Source organism: Ktedonospora formicarum, assembly GCF_016587355.1.
GTDB classification, from domain to species: Bacteria; Chloroflexota; Ktedonobacteria; order Ktedonobacterales; family Ktedonobacteraceae; genus Ktedonobacter; species Ktedonobacter formicarum.
On record NZ_BNJF01000003.1, the window covers coordinates 1,014,692 to 1,036,587 of the forward strand.

Genomic DNA, 21,896 nt, shown 5'->3' on the forward strand with positions numbered 1-21,896 from the left:
GCCAGTTCCCTCAGCTATTCCCGGCTGTTTGCTTTCTCGGTGCTAATGAGCAGTCCAGATCCGACCAACCACCTTGTCCGGCTTGAGCACAATAACCACGCGGGAAGCCTGCTGCGTGGCCTGGGTCCAGGATGCCTCCGCGAATTGCTGACGTTTATCTGCTGGGATATATTTCTCCATCGTCGCGTCCCAAAGCTCAGGATAGCGCTCAAGCCCAACAATCTCAGCGCGTCCGTAGGCTACCACATAGGCACGTGTAACTGGATCGTTGACAATCACCGAGATATTGGGGTCACGCACAATATTGGCGTATTTGGCGCTCGCTTTTTGGGTGCTAATGAGGAGAGATTCACCATCCCATATAAACCAGACGGGATTGAGTTGCGCCCCCTTCCCCACCCGGTTCGTTGAAATGATGGCATCATGAGGTTGAGCGAGAAATGCTTGTAATGCTTCTGCATCCATGTTGAATGCGCCTCCTTTTTGCTAGTCTGACCAGGAAGAGTTGCTGCACCCAAACCTCACCATGCTCATGGAGAGGTTTGTCAGCACACAACATCGTGTGTAAACAACATTTTCGTGTATACTACACAGTTGGAAGAATAAAGCACGCCTACGCGTTCGAGCAATCAGCAAAGAGCGCGGATCGTTGCATAGACAACAACAAGGGGAACGTGTTGGTTTTCTAGGGGCATACACAATTGAACGATTGCGAGGTAAAAGATGACCAGAGTTGGAAATTCCAGCGACCCACGAGTGCAGCGGACCCGCCAGTTGCTGCTTGAAGCGTTCATGACCCTGGTCCAGGAAAAGCACAATTTCCACTCCATTTCCATCCAGGAGATCGCCAGGCGTGCCACCGTCAACCGGGCCACGTTTTATGCACACTTTGAAGACAAATATGCGCTTATGGAGGACTGGTCACGCGAGAAGTTTCATCGGGCCCTTGTGCACCAGCTTCCTGCTTGCTCCGCCTTGCGGAGAGAGACCTTGCACAGCCTGATCCTGGCCGTATTCGACTTTATGGCGCTCTCGCATCGATATTACAGGCCATCCAATAGGCAGTTTGAGGCACTCTATGAGATGGTGGTCCAGCAGGAGCTCTATGATCTCCTTTTGTGCTGGCTCCAGCAGGTTCCATCGGAGATTCCCAGCCCTGTGGAGGTCATCGAAACCACGGCGCAGGCTATCAGTTGGGCGATCTTCGGTCCCGCAGCACAATGGTGCCGTGGAGGCCAACGCGTCTCGAAAGAGATCATGGCCCATCACGTGTTGACTATCGTCGTTGCTGGCTTGTCTCCTGTTGTCACAGTGACATAACAGAATGCGTCTCACCAATGATAAGCCTATTTCCGTAACGGGTGGAAGGGCTGAGTTGCAAAATCGTTGGTTTGATGGGAGAAAAAGACCTCTCCAATCTCCTGTGGTCACAGAAATTTGGAGAGGTCTAATGAGCAGGCTATTCCCCATCAGGTGCCAAGAGAAGTGCACCCATCTTGTCTCATCGCCTCTATCAAGCCCGCGAGCCGCATGTCTCCAGTGGCGCGAACAGAAGACGGTAATCCTGTTCCACGCGGATCACAACTAGCCCGCTACCTGCCTGATCGTGATATTGACGCGGTTGGCAAGGTTGGCAATGGCGATCATGTAGACGATGGCGCCCAGCCCCTTCTCATCATAGTGTCGGCTAGCAGTCTCCCAGATGGCGTCGGGCACCGGGTCTGCGGGGTCGAGGCGGGTGACGACCTCGGTAAGCGCGAGGGCGGCGCGTTCGGCATCAGTAAAGTAGGGCGCATCCCGCCAGGCCGCCACCGCGAAGAGGCGCTCGTCTGTTTCGCCCGCCTTTTTCAAACTTCGCGCCACGTAGTCCAAGCAGAAGCTACAACCATTAATCTGACTGGCGCGCATGTGGACCAGATCGAGGACCGTCTGCGGCACGCCGCCACCCTGTTGTATCGCCTTGACCAGCGCCTGGAAGCCCTGCGCAACACCAGGAAGAATCTTTGTGGGGTTGGTCATTCGTTGTTGCATCATTCATCTCCTTTGGATATCGTCCCTCCATCAGGACGTCTTTACGTCTAGATGAGGATCTCATCTGTTGTTTGATTTTTCGGGTTGATCTTGACGGGTCGCCCTGTCGGTGCTTTGCGCGCGTGAGAGTGTATCTCCCTGTCACATCGGCCTGGCTTACCTCATCACTCACCCGACGCATATCAATGCAAGAATGTGACATACCTTCCCACGCCCCTGGCAGATGTCATTGTGGTGAGGCTTCCAGCACTCTAAGAATTCCTGGCAATAGGGCTGGTCCCCTGTCACATAAACCTGATCTCACGCGTCGTTCTTATGACGAAAAAAAGAAGGAAGAGAATGAATGGATGAACACAACTGGTTGGTTGAGCGCTTCGAGATTGAGCGTCCCCAACTGCAAGCAATAGCCTATCGGATGCTCGGCTCCCTTCCCGAGGCGGAGGACGCCGTACAGGAATCCTGGCTTCACCTCATCCGCGCGGATCGAAGCTCTATCAAGAACCCAGGTGCATGGCTGACAAGGACGGTCTCACGGATTTGCCTTGATATGCTGCGCACGCGCAAAGTGCGGAGCGAGCAGCCCCTGGAAGCGTCCGCGCCCGAGTTCATCACCACAGAAGCTGGCGGGATTGACCCTGAGGAAGAAGCCGAGTTGGCAGACTCGATTGGCCTTGCGCTGCTGGTAGTCCTGGACAGGCTTTCTCCAGCCGAGCGCCTCGCCTTTGTGCTCCATGACCTCTTCGCCATTCCTTTCGACGAGATCGCGCTCATGCTGGAGCGCTCAGAAACGGCGACCAGACAACTCGCCAGCCGAGCCCGCCGCAGGGTGCGGGGAGAGCCAACAGCTTCGGACGTGGATTTCATCCGAAGCCGCGAAGTGGTTTCGGCCTTCCTTGCCGCCTCGCGCGAGGGGTCCTTCGACGCGCTGCTGTCAGTGCTCGATCCAGATGTCATGATCCGAACCGACAGCGTAGCTGTGTCCAGAGGCGCGGCAAAGGAGATCAGTGGTGCGCAGGCTGTCGCCAGGGCATTCAAGCGTCTCCTGGAACGCACTCAATTCGCACAACTGGTACTTGTGGATGGAGCAGTAGGAATCGTTATAGCCGACCCTGTGGACCCGCGTGGATGGTTTCTATTCCTCCTACGTCTCACTATCAGAGATGGCAAGATCATTACCATCGATATGGTCGCCGATCCCGCGCGCCTGCACCAGTTGCGTCTGACGGTACTTCCTGACTGACGAGATGCCCTCCGCTACATGCCCTTGTTCGGCAGTCAAGCCCGCTCACGTAACAATCAAAACGTCATTTTCTCCAGGTGAGCGAAGAGACCGCCTCCCCCTGCATCGGGGGTAACAAATTGAAGGAAAGCTGTCACAATTTCTTTTAGAGCGTAATTGATGATGGGAACAACGGCGGGGCATAGGTGAAGAAGGCGTTTAGGCGAAAGAGGTGCAACACCGGGAACCACACGAGTGATCGTGGGTTCCCGGTGTTGGGCGAGCACAGCGATGTCAGCGCGTCAGACACACAGGCGCTGCATCACCTCAGGACGCATCACCTCAGGCGTCGTCGGAGGTGTCGACGCCTTCCGTACTGGTCAGGTCGGTGCCTGTCAGCGCGGCCGGGTCCACCGGAGCGGGGGCCGGTCGCTGACTGGACTTCGCCTCTTGGTGTGCGCGCGTGAGTGCATCGAGCTGGGGATCGTTTTCCATGATCCTGCCTTTCGAGACAGAAGTGGGCAACGTGCTCTCCCACTTGTGACACATATCAAACAATCACATGTTCCTCTCAACACACATCTCTCGCCAGAAGCCAGAGGGGCGATCAGAACATGAAGATTGATTCGAGTGCCAGCGAATAAGGTCGGGCTTATTATAGACTTTGCATTACTAAAAAAATGTTATCTATTTCACTTTGATTCTGTGAATTAGCTCACACTATCAATAATGCTTTTCGCTGTCCCTAAGGTTCCTGCCTTGGCGCAAACGCACCTCACTTTGCATAAAGTAGTGGCGCATCCTCCCTACACCAGCGCTCAGAAGACTTTTCATGGTATATATAGGCACAGCGCTTCAGCCCACACCGTCCTCACCGCCCAATCGATCCGCACTGAGGGGTCTCACAAAGACTAACAAAAAAATCCTTTTTGCTACCTCTGTATCATAGGACAGAGACGACTTGTTGAGATTTATTTACCATACTTATAATAGAGGAGTAATAGCAAATGCCAAAGCAACCCGTCTCCGTCTGGATTCTCGGCGATCAGCTTCTTGAGAACCATCCCGCGCTTCAGGCTGCCGAGCGTGAGCATGGTCGCGAGCAGGTACACATCGTTATGATCGAGAGCGACGAGCGTATCCATCAGCTTCCCTACCAGCGCCAGAAGCTCGTTCTGCTGCTCAGCGCCATGCGCCACTACGCCGACGAGCTACGCTCCTCAGGCTATGAGGTCGATTATATTTGTACCTCAAGCTTTGCGGATGGCCTGAAGCAGCATCTGAAACAGCGGCACTCTACCCACCTCTATACGATGGCTGCCAGTGAGTATGATGCACGCACCATACAGGAGAAACATCTTGAGAGTGCCATTGGGGTACCAACCACACTACTCCCCAACTCTCAATTCCTGGTTGAGCAGTTCAATCCACATCCCGAAACTGGCAGCAAGCACTATATCATGGAGAACTTCTACCGTCAGATGCGCAAGCACTTCAATGTGCTGATGGATGGGCCCGACGAGCCAGCGGGGGGCAAGTGGAACTATGATGCCATGAACCGCGAGCCTTTGCCTAAAAAGCTCGATTTTCCCGAGAAGCCTTCGTATAAACCGGACAAGATCACTAATGAGGTCATCAAACTGGTTGAGGGAATGCGTCATGGCGTCGGCAACATCCAAAACTTTGATCTGGCTGTGACGCGTGAAAACGCTAATGATGCCCTGGAACGCTTTGTGAATGAACGCTTGCGCGAGTTTGGTCCCTATGAGGACGCGATGAGTTCACAGGAGAGCGAGCTTTTTCACTCTCAGCTCTCACTCTACGTCAATATCGGCCTGCTCGATCCAATGGATATGATACGTCAGGCTGAGAAGGCGTACAATGACGGCTCAGTACCGCTAAATTCGGCGGAGGGCTTTATCCGCCAGATTCTTGGATGGCGCGAATATATGTACTGGCAATACTGGCAGCTTATGCCCGATCTCAAAACGACCAATACCTGGGGCGGCAAGCGTGCCATGCCATTGATGTTCTGGAACGGCGAAACCGAGATGAATTGCGTCAGCCACGTCTCCAAGCGCGTACTCGAAACCGGATACTCCAACCATATCGAGCGCCTGATGATCGTCTGTAACTTCTGCCTGCTCGCTGGCATCCGACCCTACGACGTTGCTGAATGGTTTCTTGCTTGCTACTTCGATGCCTATGACTGGGTGGTGCTCCCCAATGTGATTGGTATGGGCTTGAACGCCGATGGTGGGCGCATCGCGACCAAGCCATACATCTCATCGGCTAACTATATCAACAAGATGAGCAACTATTGTAGCGAATGCCATTACTCGCCAAAAGAGCGCACAGGTGAGAAAGCCTGTCCCTATAATCTCCTCTATTGGGACTTCCTCGCTCAAAACGAGGAGCTTCTACGCTCAAATCCGCGCCTGGGTCCCAATGTGCTTGGCTTGCGCAATATCAGCGAGCAGGAGCGCAAGGCCATCCATCAGCAAGCCGTGGCCTTTCTAGATCATCTCAAATACTACGAAGGCAAGGCTAAAGATGAGACCCTCCAGCAGTATGCCGAAGTGAAGACCACTTCACGCGCTCGGAAGCGCTAACTTATCCAAAAAGAAGCGTTCTCCTACCATTCACAATGTGGTAGGAGAGCGCTTCTTTTGTAATTCGGAAAGGATGGCTACTCGTTATAATCATCTTTCATCTTGCGCTCTTCGTGGCGCATTCTGGCCTCATCGGCGCGTCCTCTGGCCTCATCAACCTTGTGATCAATCGCCTGCTCGGCATTGCCAGCCGTCGAACGTAGCGTACCGCCTGCCTGCTTGGCCTTACCTTTGGCCTCAAGCTCTGTATTGCCAGTCATCTCGCCGACCTTGCTCTGGACCTTCCCAACGGCCTGATCGACTTTCCCTTTTAAGGTATCTTCTTTCCCTTTCGTACCAAGATCTTTATGCTCTTCGTTCATAAGTATTCTCCTTTGAAATTCATCCTTAACCAATCACACAGCAAGCATATGCAAAAGCGCTAATGAAGTTTTTCTCTCTTATCGCTCAGATAGTTACTGCTTGCTGGTTGGATAAAGAACTTGTACATCTTACTCGAAAGCTTTACTACCCCATACACTCATCAAAGCGCCAAAAAGTTACAGAGGTCAATGGGGAATGGCTGCATTGTTGGGGAGGGACGACGCAAACTGAAGTTCTGCGCCTACGTGGAAAAATTGAGTAATGACCCGGCGTTATCCACTTCCGGCTATGCGCCGGGTCCTTGTTGTAACTCACGCGAAGGCGAGAAGCTCGACGTCGAGGGGAAGATCGATGCCAGTGCGGATGAGAATCTCTCTGTGAAGCAGTTCAATGAGATTAAGAGCATCGCGGGCAGTAGCTCCACCTAAATTGCGGATGGCGTTGAGTTTGCCGGGCGCGACCTGGGCCTGACCGCAGCGAGCCTCTTGTAATCCGACATTCTCGATAAGCTCATGGACTCGGTAGTCGGGGACATCGATGAAGATTGAATCTGTCTGGAACTGCTCTGTTATAGTTGGCATATGTGACTGGCGGAAGCGCTGAATAGTCTCACGCAAAGCATCAATGTCGACACGACGGACTCGGAGTCCCAGGGCTACGACGACCTCAGGAGGCTCAATCAGGGCGCGCGGGATGCAGACCGCGCGCCCTCGCTGGTCAAAGGTCACAAGACGATGCGAGCGCATGCGGCAGGTGCGATAGCTAAAATCGATCTCGTCGTGTGTGTAACGTACCATCAATGGCGGTGAGAGGCTATCCTCATCTCCACTGTTCGCGCCACGCGCATCCAAAATGTCGACCCACTCGACGACGGTCCCAAGTTCGCGGTTATGCGCGCCAGTATTGGTAACCAGCGCGCCACCAAGTGAGCCAGGGATTCCCAGACCAAATTCAATGCCACCCCAACCCTCGCTCGCTATCTCTTCTACGAGATGTCGCCAGCGCGTGCCAGAGTCTACGTCCAGCAGGGCGGTATCATGCGAATCCCGTTCAATGGTGTGTGAATTGAGCGTGACGTGTCCAACTATGCCACGCACTCCTTCATCAGGATAGATAGTGTTCGTTCCATTGCCAACAAGCAACAACTGAAAGTGATGCTCAGCACAGAGATGGACCAGATGTATGAGTTCCGCGCGTGTGCGTAAGGGTAGCCAGAGATCTGCTGGCCCACCGATACCAATCGCGCAGTGAAGAGAGAGCGGTTCATTTCGTCTCAGAGCGCCTGGGAAGCACGCTGAGAGGACGGAGTATGCCGTATCAATAGGAAAGTTCATCGCAAACTCCTTGCCTGCCAGAAACCTCAGCCAATGTTCGCGCTACTATATCCACGCACAGGAGTGCCTGGATACATCATACTCTCCTATGTGATACTGTGCTGGAAGTAGGGAAGGCCGCTGCTAAAGCGACGCGGCTACATATAATGGTAGAATTCCTTTTAACGAGAGGGATTCGCGGCGTTCCACCCCACAATACCCTATAATCACCACAGCTAACAACCCATATGTTGCCGCGTCGCTTTAGCAGCGGCCTCACTCTATGAGCATATCAGCAACCAGGCGGCGAGGGGTAGCGGGAGCAAGAGAACCATAACCCAGGCGGAGTACAGCCTGGGGATAGTCGCTCCGTTGGAGCGTCGCACGCAGCCTGGAGCGGATAAAGGGAATCGCGATAGGCTGATTGAGAAATGAGCATTGCACCCCCTCCGCGCAGGAGCGTAGTAGCACACGCTCTACCGCCTGACCAGCAATAAACCAGTCAACTGGAGTGTCGCCAAAGGTTCCCATCACCGTGAAGAGAGACGCGCCAAGCACCAGATTCTCCTCTTCATCCTGCCTGGATGGCTCGTAGGTACGTGTGGCTCGCATTCTATCCTCTTCGGGGAAGTATGCGCAGGCAGGCCATCGCGCTCGCCAGCATAGTGCGCCCGTGTCCAGCGGTTTAGTTCCATACGAAAACTATCGCTGGCCCATAGACGCCCTTCAGCCTCCATGATAAGATTCGCGATCTCGCGCCTCTTCTCCTTTTTGCGTACAACTGAAAGCCAGGCCCCCTCATTGCCTGCCGCCGAAATCAGGGAGGCAACCAGATTTAAAGGGATCTCCTTGTTAGTGAACTGCTGGCGATTGGAGCGGCGCTGGGGAATGGCACGGAAGAGTTGCTTCTCCTCCCAGGCTGTCTCACACTCTGTAAGCATGACTGTCAGGCGCGCCGCCAGGGTCGGGTGATCGGGTTCGGGCAAGACTTCCAATAACTCTTGCATACCAAAATAATGCATTGCCAGGCGCAGATTGAAGCAGGCCGCACCGCAACTGATCCAGAGCGCTCTCTGGTCAGGATCGATTGCTGGCAAGGCCCGGGAAGGGTCCAGATGAATTTCGAGGCTCTGCCTCGTTACACGAAAACGCCAGGGTTGCGTATTATGCTCCGAGGGTGCGAGCACTGCGTAGCGAACCAGGAAGCGCAGTTGCTCGGCGATAGAGGCGCCACGTGGGAAAGCCCCCAGGTCCGCGTCCAGGGGATGGAGGCCATGAATCTCTTCCATGCGTGTGCCACCTTTCCAACAATCTCTTACAGCAACAATCGAACAACTTGAGCCACTTTCATCAAACGCCGTGAGCCACTTCTTTCAGATATTGGCGTTGCGCTTTTTCCAACGCTGTGAGCCACTTCAGAGGTTGTAACTTGGCAAACCTGAACATTTAAAACAGGATTTATTATGCCGTTATCAATAATACGTATTTAACCGTATTAGCATCAAAGAGTATAAAGTAATTTCTTTTAACTATACTTATACCACAATTCATTAGTAAGTCAATAGGCCATGTTCTTTTATATTCAAAACAATTGCACGAACAATTGTATACATTGCATCCATATTTGTTTTGCATATCGAATTTTGTTGTGATTACTTTTTATGCCGTAAATACTGAATGCCCGTTATAGGGCTTCCAATGAGCTTCAAGGCTCAACAGTACAAGCTCACCCGTATTAAATACGTACAGAGCTTGGGCTTCGCTTTCAGGTGAGACATTATGGTACCTCTTAAACGTGTATAATCAGTAGCAGGAAGAGTCGAGTGATTTCGTTGTAAGGAGAGTGTAATGGCTCAAAAAGTCACCTCTACGGGAACACGTCAGTCTCAGCTAGAACTAATGGATCGTTATTGGGACGCGGCAAATTACCTGACAATAGGGCAGATTTATCTACAAGAGAATCCTTTGTTGCGCGAGCCGCTGCGTCCAGAACATATTAAGCCGCGCCTACTGGGGCACTGGGGAACCTCACCCGGACTGAGCTTTATCTATGTGCATGCAAATCGCTTGATTAAGGAGCGCGACGTCAATGCTATCTATCTCGCGGGACCTGGACATGGGGGACCCGCGCTCTTAGCGAATGTCTACCTTGAGGGTACCTATTCCGAGATCTATCCGCAGGTTTCGCAGGATAGCGAAGGGATGCGGCGTCTCTTCCGCCAGTTCTCAACTCCGGGTGGCGTCCCCAGTCATGTGAGCGTACCAACACCCGGCTCCATTCATGAGGGCGGCGAGCTTGGCTATGTGCTATCTCATGCCTTTGGCGCTGTCTTTGATAATCCTGACCTGCTCGCGATAGCTGTCGTGGGCGATGGCGAAGCCGAGACCGCTCCGCTTGAGGGAGCCTGGAAGAGTATCAAGTTCCTCAATGCCGCGCGCGATGGCGCGGTCCTGCCAATCCTACACCTCAACGGTTACAAAATTTCGGGTCCTACCGTCCTGGGTCGCGAGCGGGATGAACAGATCCGCAACCAGATTACGGGCTATGGCTATGATGTCCACTTTCTAGAAGGCAACGATCCAATGCAGATGCATCAGGCCTTCGCCGATCTGCTCGATACCTGCCATGATAAAATCCGCTCATATCAGGAGCAGGCACGCTCAGGCGGTACCGCGACGGTGCCCCCATGGCCCGCGATCATTCTGCGCACGCCCAAGGGGTGGACAGGCCCCAAAGTGGTTGATGGTAAGCGCATCGAGGGGACATACCGTGCTCATCAGGTACCCGTAGCCGATGTGAAGGGGAACGCCGAGCACCTGCGCATACTGGAAGACTGGATGCGTAGCTATCACCCGGAGAAGCTCTTTGATGAACAGGGCAAACTCATATCAGAACTGGCTCAACTGGCCCCGAAGGCGAGCGGCGCATGGGAGCCAATCCTCATGCCAATGGGGGCTATCTACTCAAAGACCTGAATCTTCCCCCCTTCGTCGATTACGCCATTGATGTGAAGAAGCCTGCCACCGAGCATCATGAGTCAACGCGTCAGCTAGGCAAGTGGATGCGTGATATCTTCACCAACAATAAGGAGGAGCGCAACTTCCTGCTATTCTGTCCCGACGAGACCAACTCGAACCGCCTGGGGAACATCTTCGAGGTCGAGAACCGCCGCTTTGTGGAACCGATTATCAGCGATGACGACAATCTCGCGCCCGATGGTCGCGTCATGGAGGTCCTGAGCGAGCATCTCTGTCAGGGCTGGCTAGAAGGCTATTTGCTGACCGGGCGGCATGGCATCTTCGCGACCTATGAGGCGTTCGCGATGGTGTCGGCCTCAATGACGACGCAGCATACCAAGTGGCTCGAAGAGGGCGTCAAGCTCCCCTGGCGTCAGGATATCGCCTCGCTCAATATTCTGCTCACCTCGACTTGCTGGCGCAATGACCACAATGGCTTCAGCCATCAGGGTCCCGGCCTGATCGATACCGTGCTCTCGAAGAAGGGCAATGTCGCGCGCATCTACCTGCCACCTGATGCTAACTGCCTGCTCTCGGTCGGAGACCACTGTCTGCGCAGTCGCAACTATGTCAACCTGATCGTCATTGATAAGCAACCGCAGTTGCAATGGCTCAACATGCAGGATGCCATCGACCACTGCACGCGCGGCTTCTCAACATGGCATTGGGCCAGCAATGCTAAAAATGTTGAGCCTGATGTGGTGCTGGCTTGCGCAGGCGACATTCCAACATTGGAGACAGTAGCGGCGGCGTGGTGGTTGCGCCAGCACATCCCCGAACTAAAAGTGCGCGTCGTCAACGTCGTTGACCTCATGACACTCTATCCGCCCTATCTACACCCACATGGCATGGACGAAGCGACCTTCGAGGCGCATTTCACCGCCGATAAGCCGGTTGTCTTCGCCTTCCACGGCTACCCCCGCGCCATTCACGAAATCATCCACGGGCGCGCCAATGCCCCACGCTTCCATGTGCGCGGCTTCAACGAGGAGGGCACGACCACCACTCCCTTCGATATGGTGGTTCTCAACTCTATGAGTCGTTACCACCTGTGTATCGAGGCCCTGCGCCGCTCGCCGCGTGTTCGCTCGCTTGCCGCGCCACTCATACAGGAGTGCAACGATCAACTCTCCAAGCACCATGCTTATGTTCGTAGCCACCTCGAAGATATGCCAGAGATTCGTGATTGGGTCTGGACCGACTAAGGGTAAGCATATCGAATGCGTACATCAGAGTCAGGGGTGCCTGAAATTTCGCGCCATCCCCTGACACTGATGCTATACTATCCCCACTTATACTCACTCATCCATAATAAACAAAAAGGGTGAATACTATACCGCAGATATGAAGGGGCTGCTATCCGTCTGGTATACTTCTCACATTGAGTGACCATGAGGGAAAAACCACCTGTGAGTGGGCAAGGGCAGCATTCAGTCGAGCCGTAAAATGTGAAAAGAGAGCAGGAGACAAGAAGGTGTGATGCGTGAATTACCTGGCATAGTAGAGAAAGACCTGCGAGCCTGTGTGCAGGATCAATATGATTTGACATCGACGCGTTTTGAATTTCTTCCTCTGGGACATGATTATAACGCAGGCGTATATCAAGTAGTGAGCGCGCAGGGAGAGGCGTATTTGCTCAAAGTAACCACTCGCTTACTCTATGAACCATGTTGTCTGGTTCCAGCGTATCTAAAAGATCAGGGAATCAAGTCTGTCGTGGCTCCTCTTCCAACCAGGAATGGCGCTCTGTGGACGAAGCTTGGGGACTGGACAGTGCTCCTCTACCCCTGGATCAGCGGGGAGTGCAGCTTAACAGGGATGACGAATACCCAGTGGACGGAGGTAGGAAGCATCTTCCGGCACATTCACCAGATAAGCCTACCCGCTGTGGGGTTTGAGTCGCTACGCAGGGAGCGCTTTGATCCAACGGAGTATCTCCAATGGATACGCACCTTTGAGACGCAACACTTAGAGGAAACCAACGGCGCAAGTGCCGCGCAGCGCGCATTTCGCACCTCCTGGAAGTACCACCTGCCCACGATTCATACGGCTGTGAGTATGCTAGAAACACTGGCAGAGACACTCCAGGCGCAAACCTTCCCTTACGTCATCTGTCATGCCGACCTGCACGCGAGAAATCTGATTCGTGATCAAGCGGGTCTTGTGTTTGTCATCGATTGGGATGAAGTGATGCTCGCCCCTAAAGAACGTGATTTTATCTTTATCAGAGAGCCACACGCTGGCGCTTTTTTTCAAGGGTACGCCAACGCCGAAATAGATTGGAGCCTCCTCACCTACTATCTCTGGGAACGGGTCACGCAAGATGTGATCTATTTGGCCCAAAATGTGTGTTTTCGAGACGATTGGACCGAAGAAACCAGGGCACAGGTCACGCAGACATTTCATGACTCCCTAAAACCGGACGCAAATAATCTTCGCGCAGCCTCCGAGGCAAGCGCACGCCTCACCATCTAACCTCATCTCTCTCATCTTCTCTCCAGATAAAGCCAAATAATACATACAGGGTCCAAGCGAACCTTGTATGTATTATTTGGCTTTATGCTATGCATGCAAATCTGTGCTCAGGGCTCTGGTCGCGCGCGTGATTCTCTAGAGGGTAGAGCCGCAGATATCTATTTTAACTACTTTAGCTCAATCTATTATGCAACCCTTTGACTTATAGAGGGAATGTAATGAATAATAGAGGGAGAGCATATCCACTGGCTCTCTCTGGCGAGAGCCAGCACACGGCGTTCTTAACGGGGTGTAACGATACACTCGACAGCAACGAGGGCATACTATGGAAAACAGTACACCTGATTTGACCTGGCTCATAGAGCATATCCTTCCGAAAGGCGAACTCTTAATTGTGCAGAGTCCTTCCTGTGTTGGCAGGTCACTGTTGCTATTAGACTGGGCTTTCTGCCATGCAACGGGCAAGCCCTGGTTTGGACATCATGTAGGTTCCGGTTCGGTCGCATACTGCTCCTCCGAAAAGCTACAAGGCCTGGGGGGCAGAGCGCGAGCATGGTACACAACCTATGAATCCGAAATCGACTTGCCTGTCTCTCAGACCCCCATTTCTTTCTATGAGCTCGGCACACTTTCTGACGACAATTATTTTATCGCGACTGAGCAGCTAACCGAGGAGATCGCGGCCCTTCCCGAGACTCCTTCGCTGATTGTACTGGATGTGCTCACCACTGATGAGCGTAAGGCACGCGTCCTGGCCTATCGTCTCTGGCAGCAATTTGGCACGACCGTCTTGCTGACATCAACAAGTGGCACATACGATAATATAGTGCAGCTTATACCTCTTGAGCAGAGCTCAGAGCAGCGCTTTCTCCTTCGCCTACCGAGCAAGTATAGCGCTCCCCCTCTACAACTCAGGCTGCAATCGGTGTCGCCGTCCGATAAAGACTTCCCTCTTGCGGATGCGACCTCCTATATTATCGAGTGTGAAGGTCAGCAGTCTGCCTGACGAAGAATACATGGTTATTCGTCTCCGTAGCTTTCTTTTCTTCGGCGTTTATGGCATACTACCAAATATTTGTTGACAGGAGTATGCCATATGGTACAAGATAAACGCAATGGATCGCCTGGTGGCCTGGACGAGATCGACAAGGAGCTTCTAAGGCTCTTGCAGGACGATGGCAGGTTATCAAACGTGGAGATTGCCAGGAAAGTCAATCTCTCTCCACCCGCTACCCACGCGCGCATACGCAGCCTGGAACAGCGAGGATATATCCAGAAGTACACGGCTCTTCTGGATCGGGAGAAGGCAGGCTATGACCTTGTTTGCTTTGTGCTGATTAGCCTGCAAGTGCATCAGTATCAGATGGTGGAAAAGTTTCGCGCGGCTATTCTGGCCCTGCCAGAGGTGCTGGAATGCCATCACCTGACGGGCGATTATGATTATTTGTTAAAGGTCGCCTTTCGCAATCACAAAGATATCGAGCAGTTTGTGATGACGAAGTTGATGCCCATTCCTGGCATGTCCCACATTCATACCAGTCTCGTACTCTCAGAGGTCAAGTTCACGACGACTCTACCTCTGGAGTAGGAAAGCTTTCCAGCGTTTCATGGGCCCTCAGTGCTCAAGCGCTTCGCAGGTTCAAGGGGTGGGCGAGTTTGCTTATGGCAAACTTGCCCACCCCCTTGACCGCCATCTGCGATGGCGAGAAGTGGCTGACTTCTTACACTGCTACAGGAGAAAATACATTTATTTATGACGGATAGCATTACCATAGATCTTTATAGCGATACAGTCACCAAACCAACTCTGGCTATGCGCCGCTATATGTGCGACGCCGAAGTGGGCGATGAGCAACTTGGCGAGGACCCAACGGTCAATCGCTTGCAAGAAATGGTCGCCGAACTGCTTGGGAAAGAGGCCGCGCTCTTTCTCCCCTCTGGCACCATGTGTAATCAGGCCGCGTACGCCGTCCATTGCCAACCCGGCGACGAGATAATTATGGATCGGACCGCGCATCCCCTGCACTTTGAGGGCGGCGGTCCAACGACCCTTCGCGGCATCCTGGTGCAGCCTGTGGACGGAGATCATGGTATCTTCACAGCCGAGCAGGTTCGTGAAGCCCTGCACACTCGCAGCCGCTACCAGCCTCGAAGCAAGCTTATCTCGATAGAGCAGACGGCGAACCTTGGCGGCGGTCGTTGCTGGCCCCTGGAGACCATTCGCGAAGTCTGCGACGTCGCGCATAGCAATGGGCTGGCAACACATATGGATGGCGCGCGCCTCTTGAACGCGGTCGTCGCCACGGGCATTCCGGCGCGGGAGTACGCACGTAGCTTCGATAGCCTCTGGCTCGACCTGAGTAAGGGGCTGGGCGCGCCGGTTGGGGGCGTCCTTGCGGGTTCCGAGAGCTTTATCCGCGAGGCGTGGCGCTATAAACAACTCCTGGGTGGCTCCATGCGCCAGGCTGGCATCATCGCGGCGGCTGGTATCTATGCCCTGGAGCATCATGTAGAGCGGATGGCGGAGGACCACGAAAACGCGAAATTGCTGGCTCAGGGTCTGGCGCAATTGCCGGGCGTGCGTGTCAATCCCAACGAGGTTGAGACGAACATCGTGATCTTTGACGTGGCGGAGACGGGCCTAAGTGGGGAGCAGTTCGCGCGCCAGATGATCCGTGAGCATGGAGTGCGTTTCAGCCAGTTTAGCCTTATGGGGCCTGCCATCATTCGTGGTATCACACATCTGGGCATCACACGCGAAGATATCACCACCGCCCTGCGAGCCACAGAACAGATCGTGCGCTCCGCCTCCCTTCAGGCCGTGGGCTAAACATTATTGGTAGGATGCCGCTGCTAAAGCGACGCGGCTACATATCCCCCTCGGTTCCGTGGTGCCGTGGGGCCTGGTGCCGCTGCTAAAGCAAAAAAACGAATAAGAAACGATCCAGGCAGAGTATGCGTGCTCAGAGTAGTAGGGAAGATCGCACGCGTGTTATGAAGGAGGAAGGCTATGCCTGGCTCGTTTCGCGTCTTTACGCTCGCTGGTATCGATATTCGCATTAATCTAAGCTGGATTATCATTCTGCTCTTACTGACTGTATCGCTCGCGGCTGGCTGGTTCCCCAGAGCCTTTCCTGGCTATAGCAGTGGAACATACTTCCTGCTGGGCCTGATCTCCTCAATTCTGCTCTTCGCCTCGGTACTTCTGCATGAACTGGCGCACTCGCTGATGGCGCGCGCGCGGGGAATACCAGTGAAGGACATCACGCTCTTCATCTTCGGTGGAGTCTCAAACATCGAGCGTGAGCCGCGTAGTCCTGGGGCGGACTTTATGATCGCGGTCGTTGGGCCACTAATGAGCTTTGTCATAGGTGGCATTTGCTACGCGCTCTGGTACCTTATAACACACCAGGCGAACAATCCACTGGCGGCAATCCTCCTCTACCTGGGCGCGACCAATCTGCTGCTTGGTATATTCAACCTCATTCCCGGCTATCCACTGGATGGCGGACGCATCCTGCGCGCTATCATCTGGCGCTTTACGGGCAACATCAACCGCGCGACAAGTATTGCCGCGACCGTCGGCCAGATCGTCGCCTTCAGCTTTATCCTCTGGGGAATCTTCCTCTTCTTCAGTGGCAACGGCTTTGGGGGAATCTGGATCGCCTTCATTGGCTGGTTCATGTTGAGCGCGGCCCAGGGCGCACGCTATCAAAGCACCTATGAGGAGACCTTCAGCCATACAACCGTTGAGCAGGTCATGAGTCGCAATATCATCCTCATACCAGCCAACATCTCGCTACAAAAGCTCATCGATGACTACATCCTGCCCCAGGGTTTACGCTCGGCGATGATTACCCAGGGCGAGCAGTTCGCGGGACTAATTACCCTGAGCGATATACGTCATATCCCGCGCGAGAAGTGGGCTACAACCCCCGTAGGCTTCGTCATGAAGCCCGTCTCACAACTCCAAGTCGTCACACCCAATCAGAGCTTGCGCGATGTCGTCACTCTGTTGACCAGCCATAACATCAATCAGTTACCAGTGGTCGAGAATGGGCACCTGCTAGGCATCCTCAGCCGTGACACCGTTCTAAGAGCCCTTGAGGTTCGCCGTAGCCTCGGCCTCAATCGCCCCCCCGAACCAGACCAGACCCAGCGCGCGGAAGCGTAAAGAGCATCTCGCGGAAGTGGCACGGCGTAGGCTGAAGCCCTACGCCGTCCCCTCCTTTAACCCCTTACGATAATATTCTAACCTGGAGAATGCACGGCTAATCTGTGCATTCTCCAGGCTATACTCTCTTCAAAGAGAACTTTAAAACTATATGAGAAGAGAGGATACAACCATGAAACGCTTACATTGTGAGGCATCAGCCATCATTGACGCGACACCAGAGGTGGTGTACGGCATCATCTCCAATTATCTGGATACCGAGAAGGGGCATCCAGCCATCCTGCCACCAAAAAACTTTAAATCACTGGTCATAGAGGAAGGGGGGCAGGGGCTGGGAACTGTCTTTAGCGTGACCGCGAGCATGGGTGGCAGCGAGCAGAAGATGCGTATGCGTGTGAACAAAACTGAACCCGGACGCCTGCTTGTCGAGACCGACCTGGATCGCCCCCTTGTCACCACCTTCCGCAGTGAGCCCTACGAGGATGGACAGCGGACCCGTTTCACCATCACCACCGACTGGGAGGCACACGCAGGTCTCATGGGCGTATTCGAAGCACTTATGGCACCCAGCATCATGCGCCGCGTCTACAACGAGGAACTTCAAAACCTAAACAAACTTGTGAGCACTGGCATTGTAATAAACCAGCGTTAGAAGCAAAAACGCAGGGCATCGCAATATACTACAGAGTATGGCATAATTGGATCAAAGCGCTAAACTTATATTGATATGCGTCTCTGTAGAAGCGAAAGGAGAGACGGCGTGCTTCCTTCTAATGAAGCATGCCCGCCCTGGGATTTACCATGAACTCATCTATTCGTATCAACGCGCTGCTCGTAATGTTGGGAGGATTGGCCGCGCTTATTTGTTTTCTGCTTCTCCCCTTTGCCATGAACCCTTTCTATTTTCGTATGGATACCGCGCCTGGGCTCCTACTGCTGGATGGTACACGCCTGACAAGATATATGCAGATTCCCGACCTGAAGTACGATGGCACCTTTGGAGCGTTCATCGTAAGCTATGGGTCAATGTGGGCCATACCCATTATCTCTTTGATCATTGCGATGCTAGCATTAGTTTGGATATTGCGACGTCGGCCCACGCCCATCTTGCCTATTTTCTGTAGCATCCTATCAGTTATATTAATCATTGCGACGTTGCTGACGCTGGATGAATTTTTCGTGCTGGCACCAGGAACATTGAAATCAATGTTCACCCCCAATCCACTCTTTGGGTCGCTCGTTGGCCCTGGCTGGTGGGTTTGTATGGTTGGAGGGCTACTCGCTTTAATCGCGGGTATATTGGGCTTAGTGGGCAGTCTGCGTCGTTCCCGACCGGGGATAGTGTGAAGTTCACATATCAGTTAGACGTGAAAAGAACAATTGGCCTATTTCCCCCTTGTAATATGTTTTATACACATGTAATCTTAAGATATCACTTTGTGTCTTCTGATAATTACACCGTGGTTGTCAGGAGCGCTAGAGGCTTTGATGGATCAGGTTAGCTCCCTTGCCTGGTTGTAGTCTGACCGGGATCGCAGCCTTTAGCAACATAGTTTCATCGCACAAAACAAGCGCCTCCTTTCGCTCAGGATATCACTACCTGACGGGCAATACACGCTGATTCTACGGCATCAGCGTGTATCCCTCGGCAGGAAGTCGAGGGTCCAGAGAGGAAGGGCGCGACCGTGGGTAATTTCGTTGACAGGATCCCGAGGCTGGCAATCAACATCTTTGCCGGCATCTGGATCGCGGGGTTCTTCGTCGCTGCTGTGCAGCAGCAGGGCGACAAATACCTCGCCCCACTAGGCGGTGTGTTCGACTTCAGTGGAGGTTTCTGGGCGTGGCTCGCAAGGGTCATGCTCCTGATTCCCGCGCTGTCGTTGTTCCTTCTCCTGGTGGCCTTCTCCTTCATGACGACGGAGGGGGCCAACTCGTGGAAGGACAGGGTTGGTGCCACGTTGCTGATGATTCTGGCTCACCTCGCGCTCAGCGGGATGGTGACTGGCCGGTACATCGCGCTTCTCCCCGATTGGGCCGTGAATTTCTTCGGTCCTCTTCTGGGCGTGGGCATCGCGTTCCTGCTGTACCTCTCGTCGCAAGGGCTACTTAGTCTTTCCCCCAATGCGCTCAACATCTTCGGTGGAGCGTGGGAGGCTGGGTTTGTAGTCCTTGCTTTGAAGGCACACGGGGCCGGTTACTTCCAACCCCTGAGCTCACTGACTGACGGTGGGAGCATCCTCGCGCGGATCACGTTGGCCGCTGCTGGGATGGGTACCTTCATCATGTTCATCATCTTCTCGATGCGTTCCGTCGAGAGCAGTGGTACCAGGATGGACAAGGTGAAGGGCACGCTGGGAATGATGGGAATGCACCTGATGTTCTCAACAGTCCCCGCGTTCCTTATGACCAAGCTCACGGACTGGCTGCCGGGCGGCATTGGCGACTTCATTAACGCCTCTCTCGCCTTCGCGCTGTTCGTCTGGGCTGAAGTCAAGCGCCGTAACGGCTGACCAGTACTACCCACACCTGTAAGATGGAACTAGCAAGAAGGGGGCGTCACCAGCTGGTGGCGCCCCCAAGCTTTACGTTTTTGCTCCTTACACCACTCTGCAAGAGCTTTCTACTTTCCCCTGTTTTTTCATATGGCATAGGGCATACTTTCCCAAAAGTGTTAGTTTTTCATTACCAGAGGGGTGAGAAGTTTATATGCCAGCAAAATGTGAAAGAACAAGCGGCCTATTTACCCCTTGTGTTTGCCGTATTAGCATGTTATCTTATAATCATCAATTTATATCTCCTGATGGCTAGATCGTAGTTGTTGGGAGTGCTAGAGGTTTTGAGGGATCAGGTTAAGCTCCCTGGTTTCGTCTGGTTGTAGTCTGACCGGGATCGCAGCCTTTAGCAATGTTTGTTCCATCGCACCAAGCCAGAAATCCTCTTTGCTCAGGGTATCTCCCTGTAGTGCGGTATGTACTTTTTCCTTGGTAGGAGAGAGTGCATATTGCTCGGCAGGAAGCCGAGTATCCCGAGTGGAAAGGGCACCTGGTGAAAAAGCTGCTCAGCATTAAGATGCTGGTGGACGTCGTCCTCGGCACCTGGGTCGCGGGGTTCCTGGTCGTCAACCTGCAGAGGATGGGCGACGGGTACTTCCACCCGGCAGGCAAGATGGCCAGCTCCAGCGGCCAGGGCTTCTGGGGGTGGGTGGCGAACGTCATCATCGCCATCCCGCAGTTGTCGCTGTTCCTGCTCCTGGTGGCCTTCTCGTACATGGCTGCCGTGGAGTGGGGAGCGTCGACCCGGAAGGAGAAGATCCAGGGGACGCTGATGATGGGCGCGGTGCATCTCGCCTTGAGCCTTGGCCTCTCGGTGCAGTTCATCGAGGATCAGGCGGGCTGGTTCGTGCACCTTCTCGGTCCGTCCCTGTGTGTGGGAGTCGCCTTCCTGCTGTACGTGATGTCCGAAGGGGCGACGAGCCTCTCGAACGGGCTCTTCATCTTCGCGGGTTCGTGGGAGGCAGGGTACGTCATCAGCGGCGTGACCAGCAAGGGGGCTGCGTATTTCAAGTCCCTGAGCGACCTGCAGCACCACTTCAGCGCGACCAGTATCATGCTGGTCCCTGCTGGGATGGGTTTCTTCTTCATGTGGATCATCTTCTCGGCTCTTTCGGTCGAGGGAAATGGCCCGAAGGAGAAGATCCTGGGAACGCTGAAGATGATGGGGATGCACCTGTTGTTCGCACCCGTGCCCATGCTTCTCATCGCGGGGATCACGGACTGGATGCCGGGTTCCTTCGGCAAATTCGTCACCAGCACCCTCGGTCTCGCCCTGTTCATCGGGGGCCTGATCCAGAGGAAGAAGGGCAACTGACCGCCGCGTGATCCGCCGCTTCGTACGGGCGGATGAAGGACATACAAGGGGGGAGGGCCGCCTTCGGGCGGCGCTTCCCTCAGCCCACCGCTTCACATGGGTGGGATGGAACAAGCAAGAGGGGGCGTCGCCTGCGGGTGGCGCTCCCTCGCGCTTTGTTTTTAACCCTTCCTCTATTCTTCAATGCCCTTCTATTTACCCCCTTGCTTTTTTAGCAATGCATGGTGTATACTCTTTCCGAACAGTGTTTGGAATTCAAACGATGTTCGGATTTTCTTTTCATTATACGTCTGTCGTTATAAGTGCATGCGATTTACTGAACATCGTTCGGAAATTGAACGATGCTTGGGAATAGAAGGAGAAGGATTATGCATACTACGGATTTGTTCGCGGTCATCTCATGGATTTTGTTGTTGACGGTGATGTTTGGAGGCTATTCGCTGTTACGCTTGCTGGCGAAGAGAGTTGCCTGGCTAACGCCTGAGCGCAAGGGGACGTTCCGGGCCGGGCATGCGCATGCGGGCGTTTTGCTGGCGGTCTCGCTGCTGTACTACATGTATCTCGACCGGGTAGCCTTTGACGAGACGGTGAAGATGGTTGTGTGTGTTGTGCTGCTGCTGGGTATTCTGGCACAGTCCGGGGGCTTCTTCCTGCATCTGGCAGCGAAGAGAGAGGGACGTCTCTCGGCGGGTCATATGGTAACGATTCTGGGGGCGCTGCTGCTGGCTGTGGCCTTTGTAGCGCTGATCTACGGCTTGATCGCGGTCCATGTCTAAGACACTATATCGAAGCTCTTCTTGTATATAGATGATATTCACTGGAAG

Annotated in this window: 20 protein-coding genes and 1 pseudogene; 15 read left to right on the forward strand and 6 right to left on the reverse strand. The window is 53.8% G+C overall.

Annotation, left to right across the window (positions count from 1 at the left end):
* Positions 1 to 42 precede the first annotated feature (42 nt).
* Positions 43 to 465 (reverse strand): TIGR03618 family F420-dependent PPOX class oxidoreductase, encoded by a 423-nt coding sequence (locus K3T82_RS31130; RefSeq protein WP_220197406.1) that lies wholly within the window; start codon positions 463 to 465, stop codon positions 43 to 45.
* Positions 466 to 723: 258 nt separating this feature from the next.
* Between K3T82_RS31130 and K3T82_RS31135 the strand changes: the two genes are divergently transcribed.
* The gene (locus K3T82_RS31135; RefSeq protein ID WP_220197407.1) at positions 724 to 1,320 is read left to right on the forward strand and encodes a TetR/AcrR family transcriptional regulator; all 597 of its coding nucleotides are present in this window, start codon (positions 724 to 726) and stop codon (positions 1,318 to 1,320) included.
* 264 nt (positions 1,321 to 1,584) lie between these two features.
* On the opposite strand, the gene K3T82_RS31140 is transcribed toward K3T82_RS31135, so the two are convergent.
* Positions 1,585 to 2,031, reverse strand: a complete 447-nt coding sequence (locus tag K3T82_RS31140) for a carboxymuconolactone decarboxylase family protein (RefSeq protein WP_220197509.1) — start codon at positions 2,029 to 2,031, stop codon at positions 1,585 to 1,587.
* Positions 2,032 to 2,374: 343 nt separating this feature from the next.
* On the opposite strand from K3T82_RS31140, the gene K3T82_RS31145 reads away from it, so the two are divergent.
* The 3 genes from K3T82_RS31145 to K3T82_RS31155 all read left to right on the forward strand — a co-directional run bounded on the left by K3T82_RS31145 (position 2,375) and on the right by K3T82_RS31155 (position 5,862).
* Positions 2,375 to 3,271: a sigma-70 family RNA polymerase sigma factor gene (locus K3T82_RS31145; protein ID WP_220197408.1), complete on the forward strand. Its 897-nt coding sequence runs from the start codon at positions 2,375 to 2,377 to the stop codon at positions 3,269 to 3,271.
* 270 nt (positions 3,272 to 3,541) lie between these two features.
* On the forward strand, positions 3,542 to 3,868 hold the full coding sequence (locus K3T82_RS31150) for a hypothetical protein (protein WP_220197409.1): 327 nt from the start codon (positions 3,542 to 3,544) through the stop codon (positions 3,866 to 3,868).
* A 389-nt stretch (positions 3,869 to 4,257) separates the two neighbouring features.
* The gene (locus K3T82_RS31155; protein ID WP_220197410.1) at positions 4,258 to 5,862 is read left to right on the forward strand and encodes a cryptochrome/photolyase family protein; all 1,605 of its coding nucleotides are present in this window, start codon (positions 4,258 to 4,260) and stop codon (positions 5,860 to 5,862) included.
* 77 nt (positions 5,863 to 5,939) lie between these two features.
* Here K3T82_RS31155 and K3T82_RS31160 read toward each other — a convergent pair whose 3' ends face one another.
* The 4 genes from K3T82_RS31160 to K3T82_RS31175 all read right to left on the reverse strand — a co-directional run bounded on the left by K3T82_RS31160 (position 5,940) and on the right by K3T82_RS31175 (position 8,827).
* Positions 5,940 to 6,224: a CsbD family protein gene (locus tag K3T82_RS31160; protein ID WP_220197411.1), complete on the reverse strand. Its 285-nt coding sequence runs from the start codon at positions 6,222 to 6,224 to the stop codon at positions 5,940 to 5,942.
* Positions 6,225 to 6,536: 312 nt separating this feature from the next.
* Positions 6,537 to 7,559 carry an FAD-binding protein gene (locus tag K3T82_RS31165; protein WP_220197412.1) on the reverse strand — a complete coding sequence of 341 codons (1,023 nt, stop codon included), beginning with the start codon at positions 7,557 to 7,559 and terminating at the stop codon, positions 6,537 to 6,539.
* A 255-nt stretch (positions 7,560 to 7,814) separates the two neighbouring features.
* Positions 7,815 to 8,096, reverse strand: coding sequence for a hypothetical protein (locus tag K3T82_RS31170; RefSeq protein WP_220197413.1), 282 nt, complete (start codon positions 8,094 to 8,096; stop codon positions 7,815 to 7,817).
* Positions 8,069 to 8,827: an Acg family FMN-binding oxidoreductase gene (locus tag K3T82_RS31175; RefSeq protein ID WP_220197414.1), complete on the reverse strand. Its 759-nt coding sequence runs from the start codon at positions 8,825 to 8,827 to the stop codon at positions 8,069 to 8,071. Before K3T82_RS31175 ends, K3T82_RS31170 begins: the two co-directional genes overlap by 28 nt.
* A gap of 559 nt (positions 8,828 to 9,386) precedes the next feature.
* Between K3T82_RS31175 and K3T82_RS50230 the strand changes: the two are divergent.
* From K3T82_RS50230 to K3T82_RS31235, 11 genes and pseudogenes are all read left to right on the forward strand, one after another.
* Positions 9,387 to 11,761: pseudogene (locus K3T82_RS50230) on the forward strand (phosphoketolase family protein).
* A 274-nt stretch (positions 11,762 to 12,035) separates the two neighbouring features.
* On the forward strand, positions 12,036 to 13,031 hold the full coding sequence (locus K3T82_RS31190) for a phosphotransferase enzyme family protein (RefSeq protein WP_220197510.1): 996 nt from the start codon (positions 12,036 to 12,038) through the stop codon (positions 13,029 to 13,031).
* Positions 13,032 to 13,356: 325 nt separating this feature from the next.
* A complete protein-coding gene (locus K3T82_RS31195; RefSeq protein ID WP_220197417.1) occupies positions 13,357 to 14,037 on the forward strand; it encodes an AAA family ATPase in 681 nt (226 codons plus the stop codon).
* A gap of 90 nt (positions 14,038 to 14,127) precedes the next feature.
* Complete coding sequence (locus tag K3T82_RS31200) at positions 14,128 to 14,619, forward strand: Lrp/AsnC family transcriptional regulator (RefSeq protein ID WP_220197418.1); 492 nt, start codon at positions 14,128 to 14,130, stop codon at positions 14,617 to 14,619.
* Positions 14,620 to 14,784: 165 nt separating this feature from the next.
* Complete coding sequence (locus K3T82_RS31205; protein ID WP_220197419.1) at positions 14,785 to 15,861, forward strand: threonine aldolase family protein; 1,077 nt, start codon at positions 14,785 to 14,787, stop codon at positions 15,859 to 15,861.
* Between the two features lie 180 nt (positions 15,862 to 16,041).
* On the forward strand, positions 16,042 to 17,205 hold the full coding sequence (locus tag K3T82_RS31210) for a site-2 protease family protein (RefSeq protein WP_220197420.1): 1,164 nt from the start codon (positions 16,042 to 16,044) through the stop codon (positions 17,203 to 17,205).
* Positions 17,206 to 17,377: 172 nt separating this feature from the next.
* Positions 17,378 to 17,857, forward strand: coding sequence for an SRPBCC family protein (locus tag K3T82_RS31215; RefSeq protein WP_220197421.1), 480 nt, complete (start codon positions 17,378 to 17,380; stop codon positions 17,855 to 17,857).
* 149 nt (positions 17,858 to 18,006) lie between these two features.
* A complete protein-coding gene (locus K3T82_RS31220; RefSeq protein WP_220197422.1) occupies positions 18,007 to 18,552 on the forward strand; it encodes a hypothetical protein in 546 nt (181 codons plus the stop codon).
* Positions 18,553 to 18,890: 338 nt separating this feature from the next.
* Positions 18,891 to 19,715 (forward strand): hypothetical protein, encoded by an 825-nt coding sequence (locus K3T82_RS31225; protein ID WP_220197423.1) that lies wholly within the window; start codon positions 18,891 to 18,893, stop codon positions 19,713 to 19,715.
* A 484-nt stretch (positions 19,716 to 20,199) separates the two neighbouring features.
* A complete protein-coding gene (locus K3T82_RS31230) occupies positions 20,200 to 21,072 on the forward strand; it encodes a hypothetical protein (protein WP_220197424.1) in 873 nt (290 codons plus the stop codon).
* 368 nt (positions 21,073 to 21,440) lie between these two features.
* Positions 21,441 to 21,848, forward strand: a complete 408-nt coding sequence (locus K3T82_RS31235) for a hypothetical protein (RefSeq protein WP_220197425.1) — start codon at positions 21,441 to 21,443, stop codon at positions 21,846 to 21,848.
* The last annotated feature ends 48 nt before the right edge of the window (positions 21,849 to 21,896 follow it).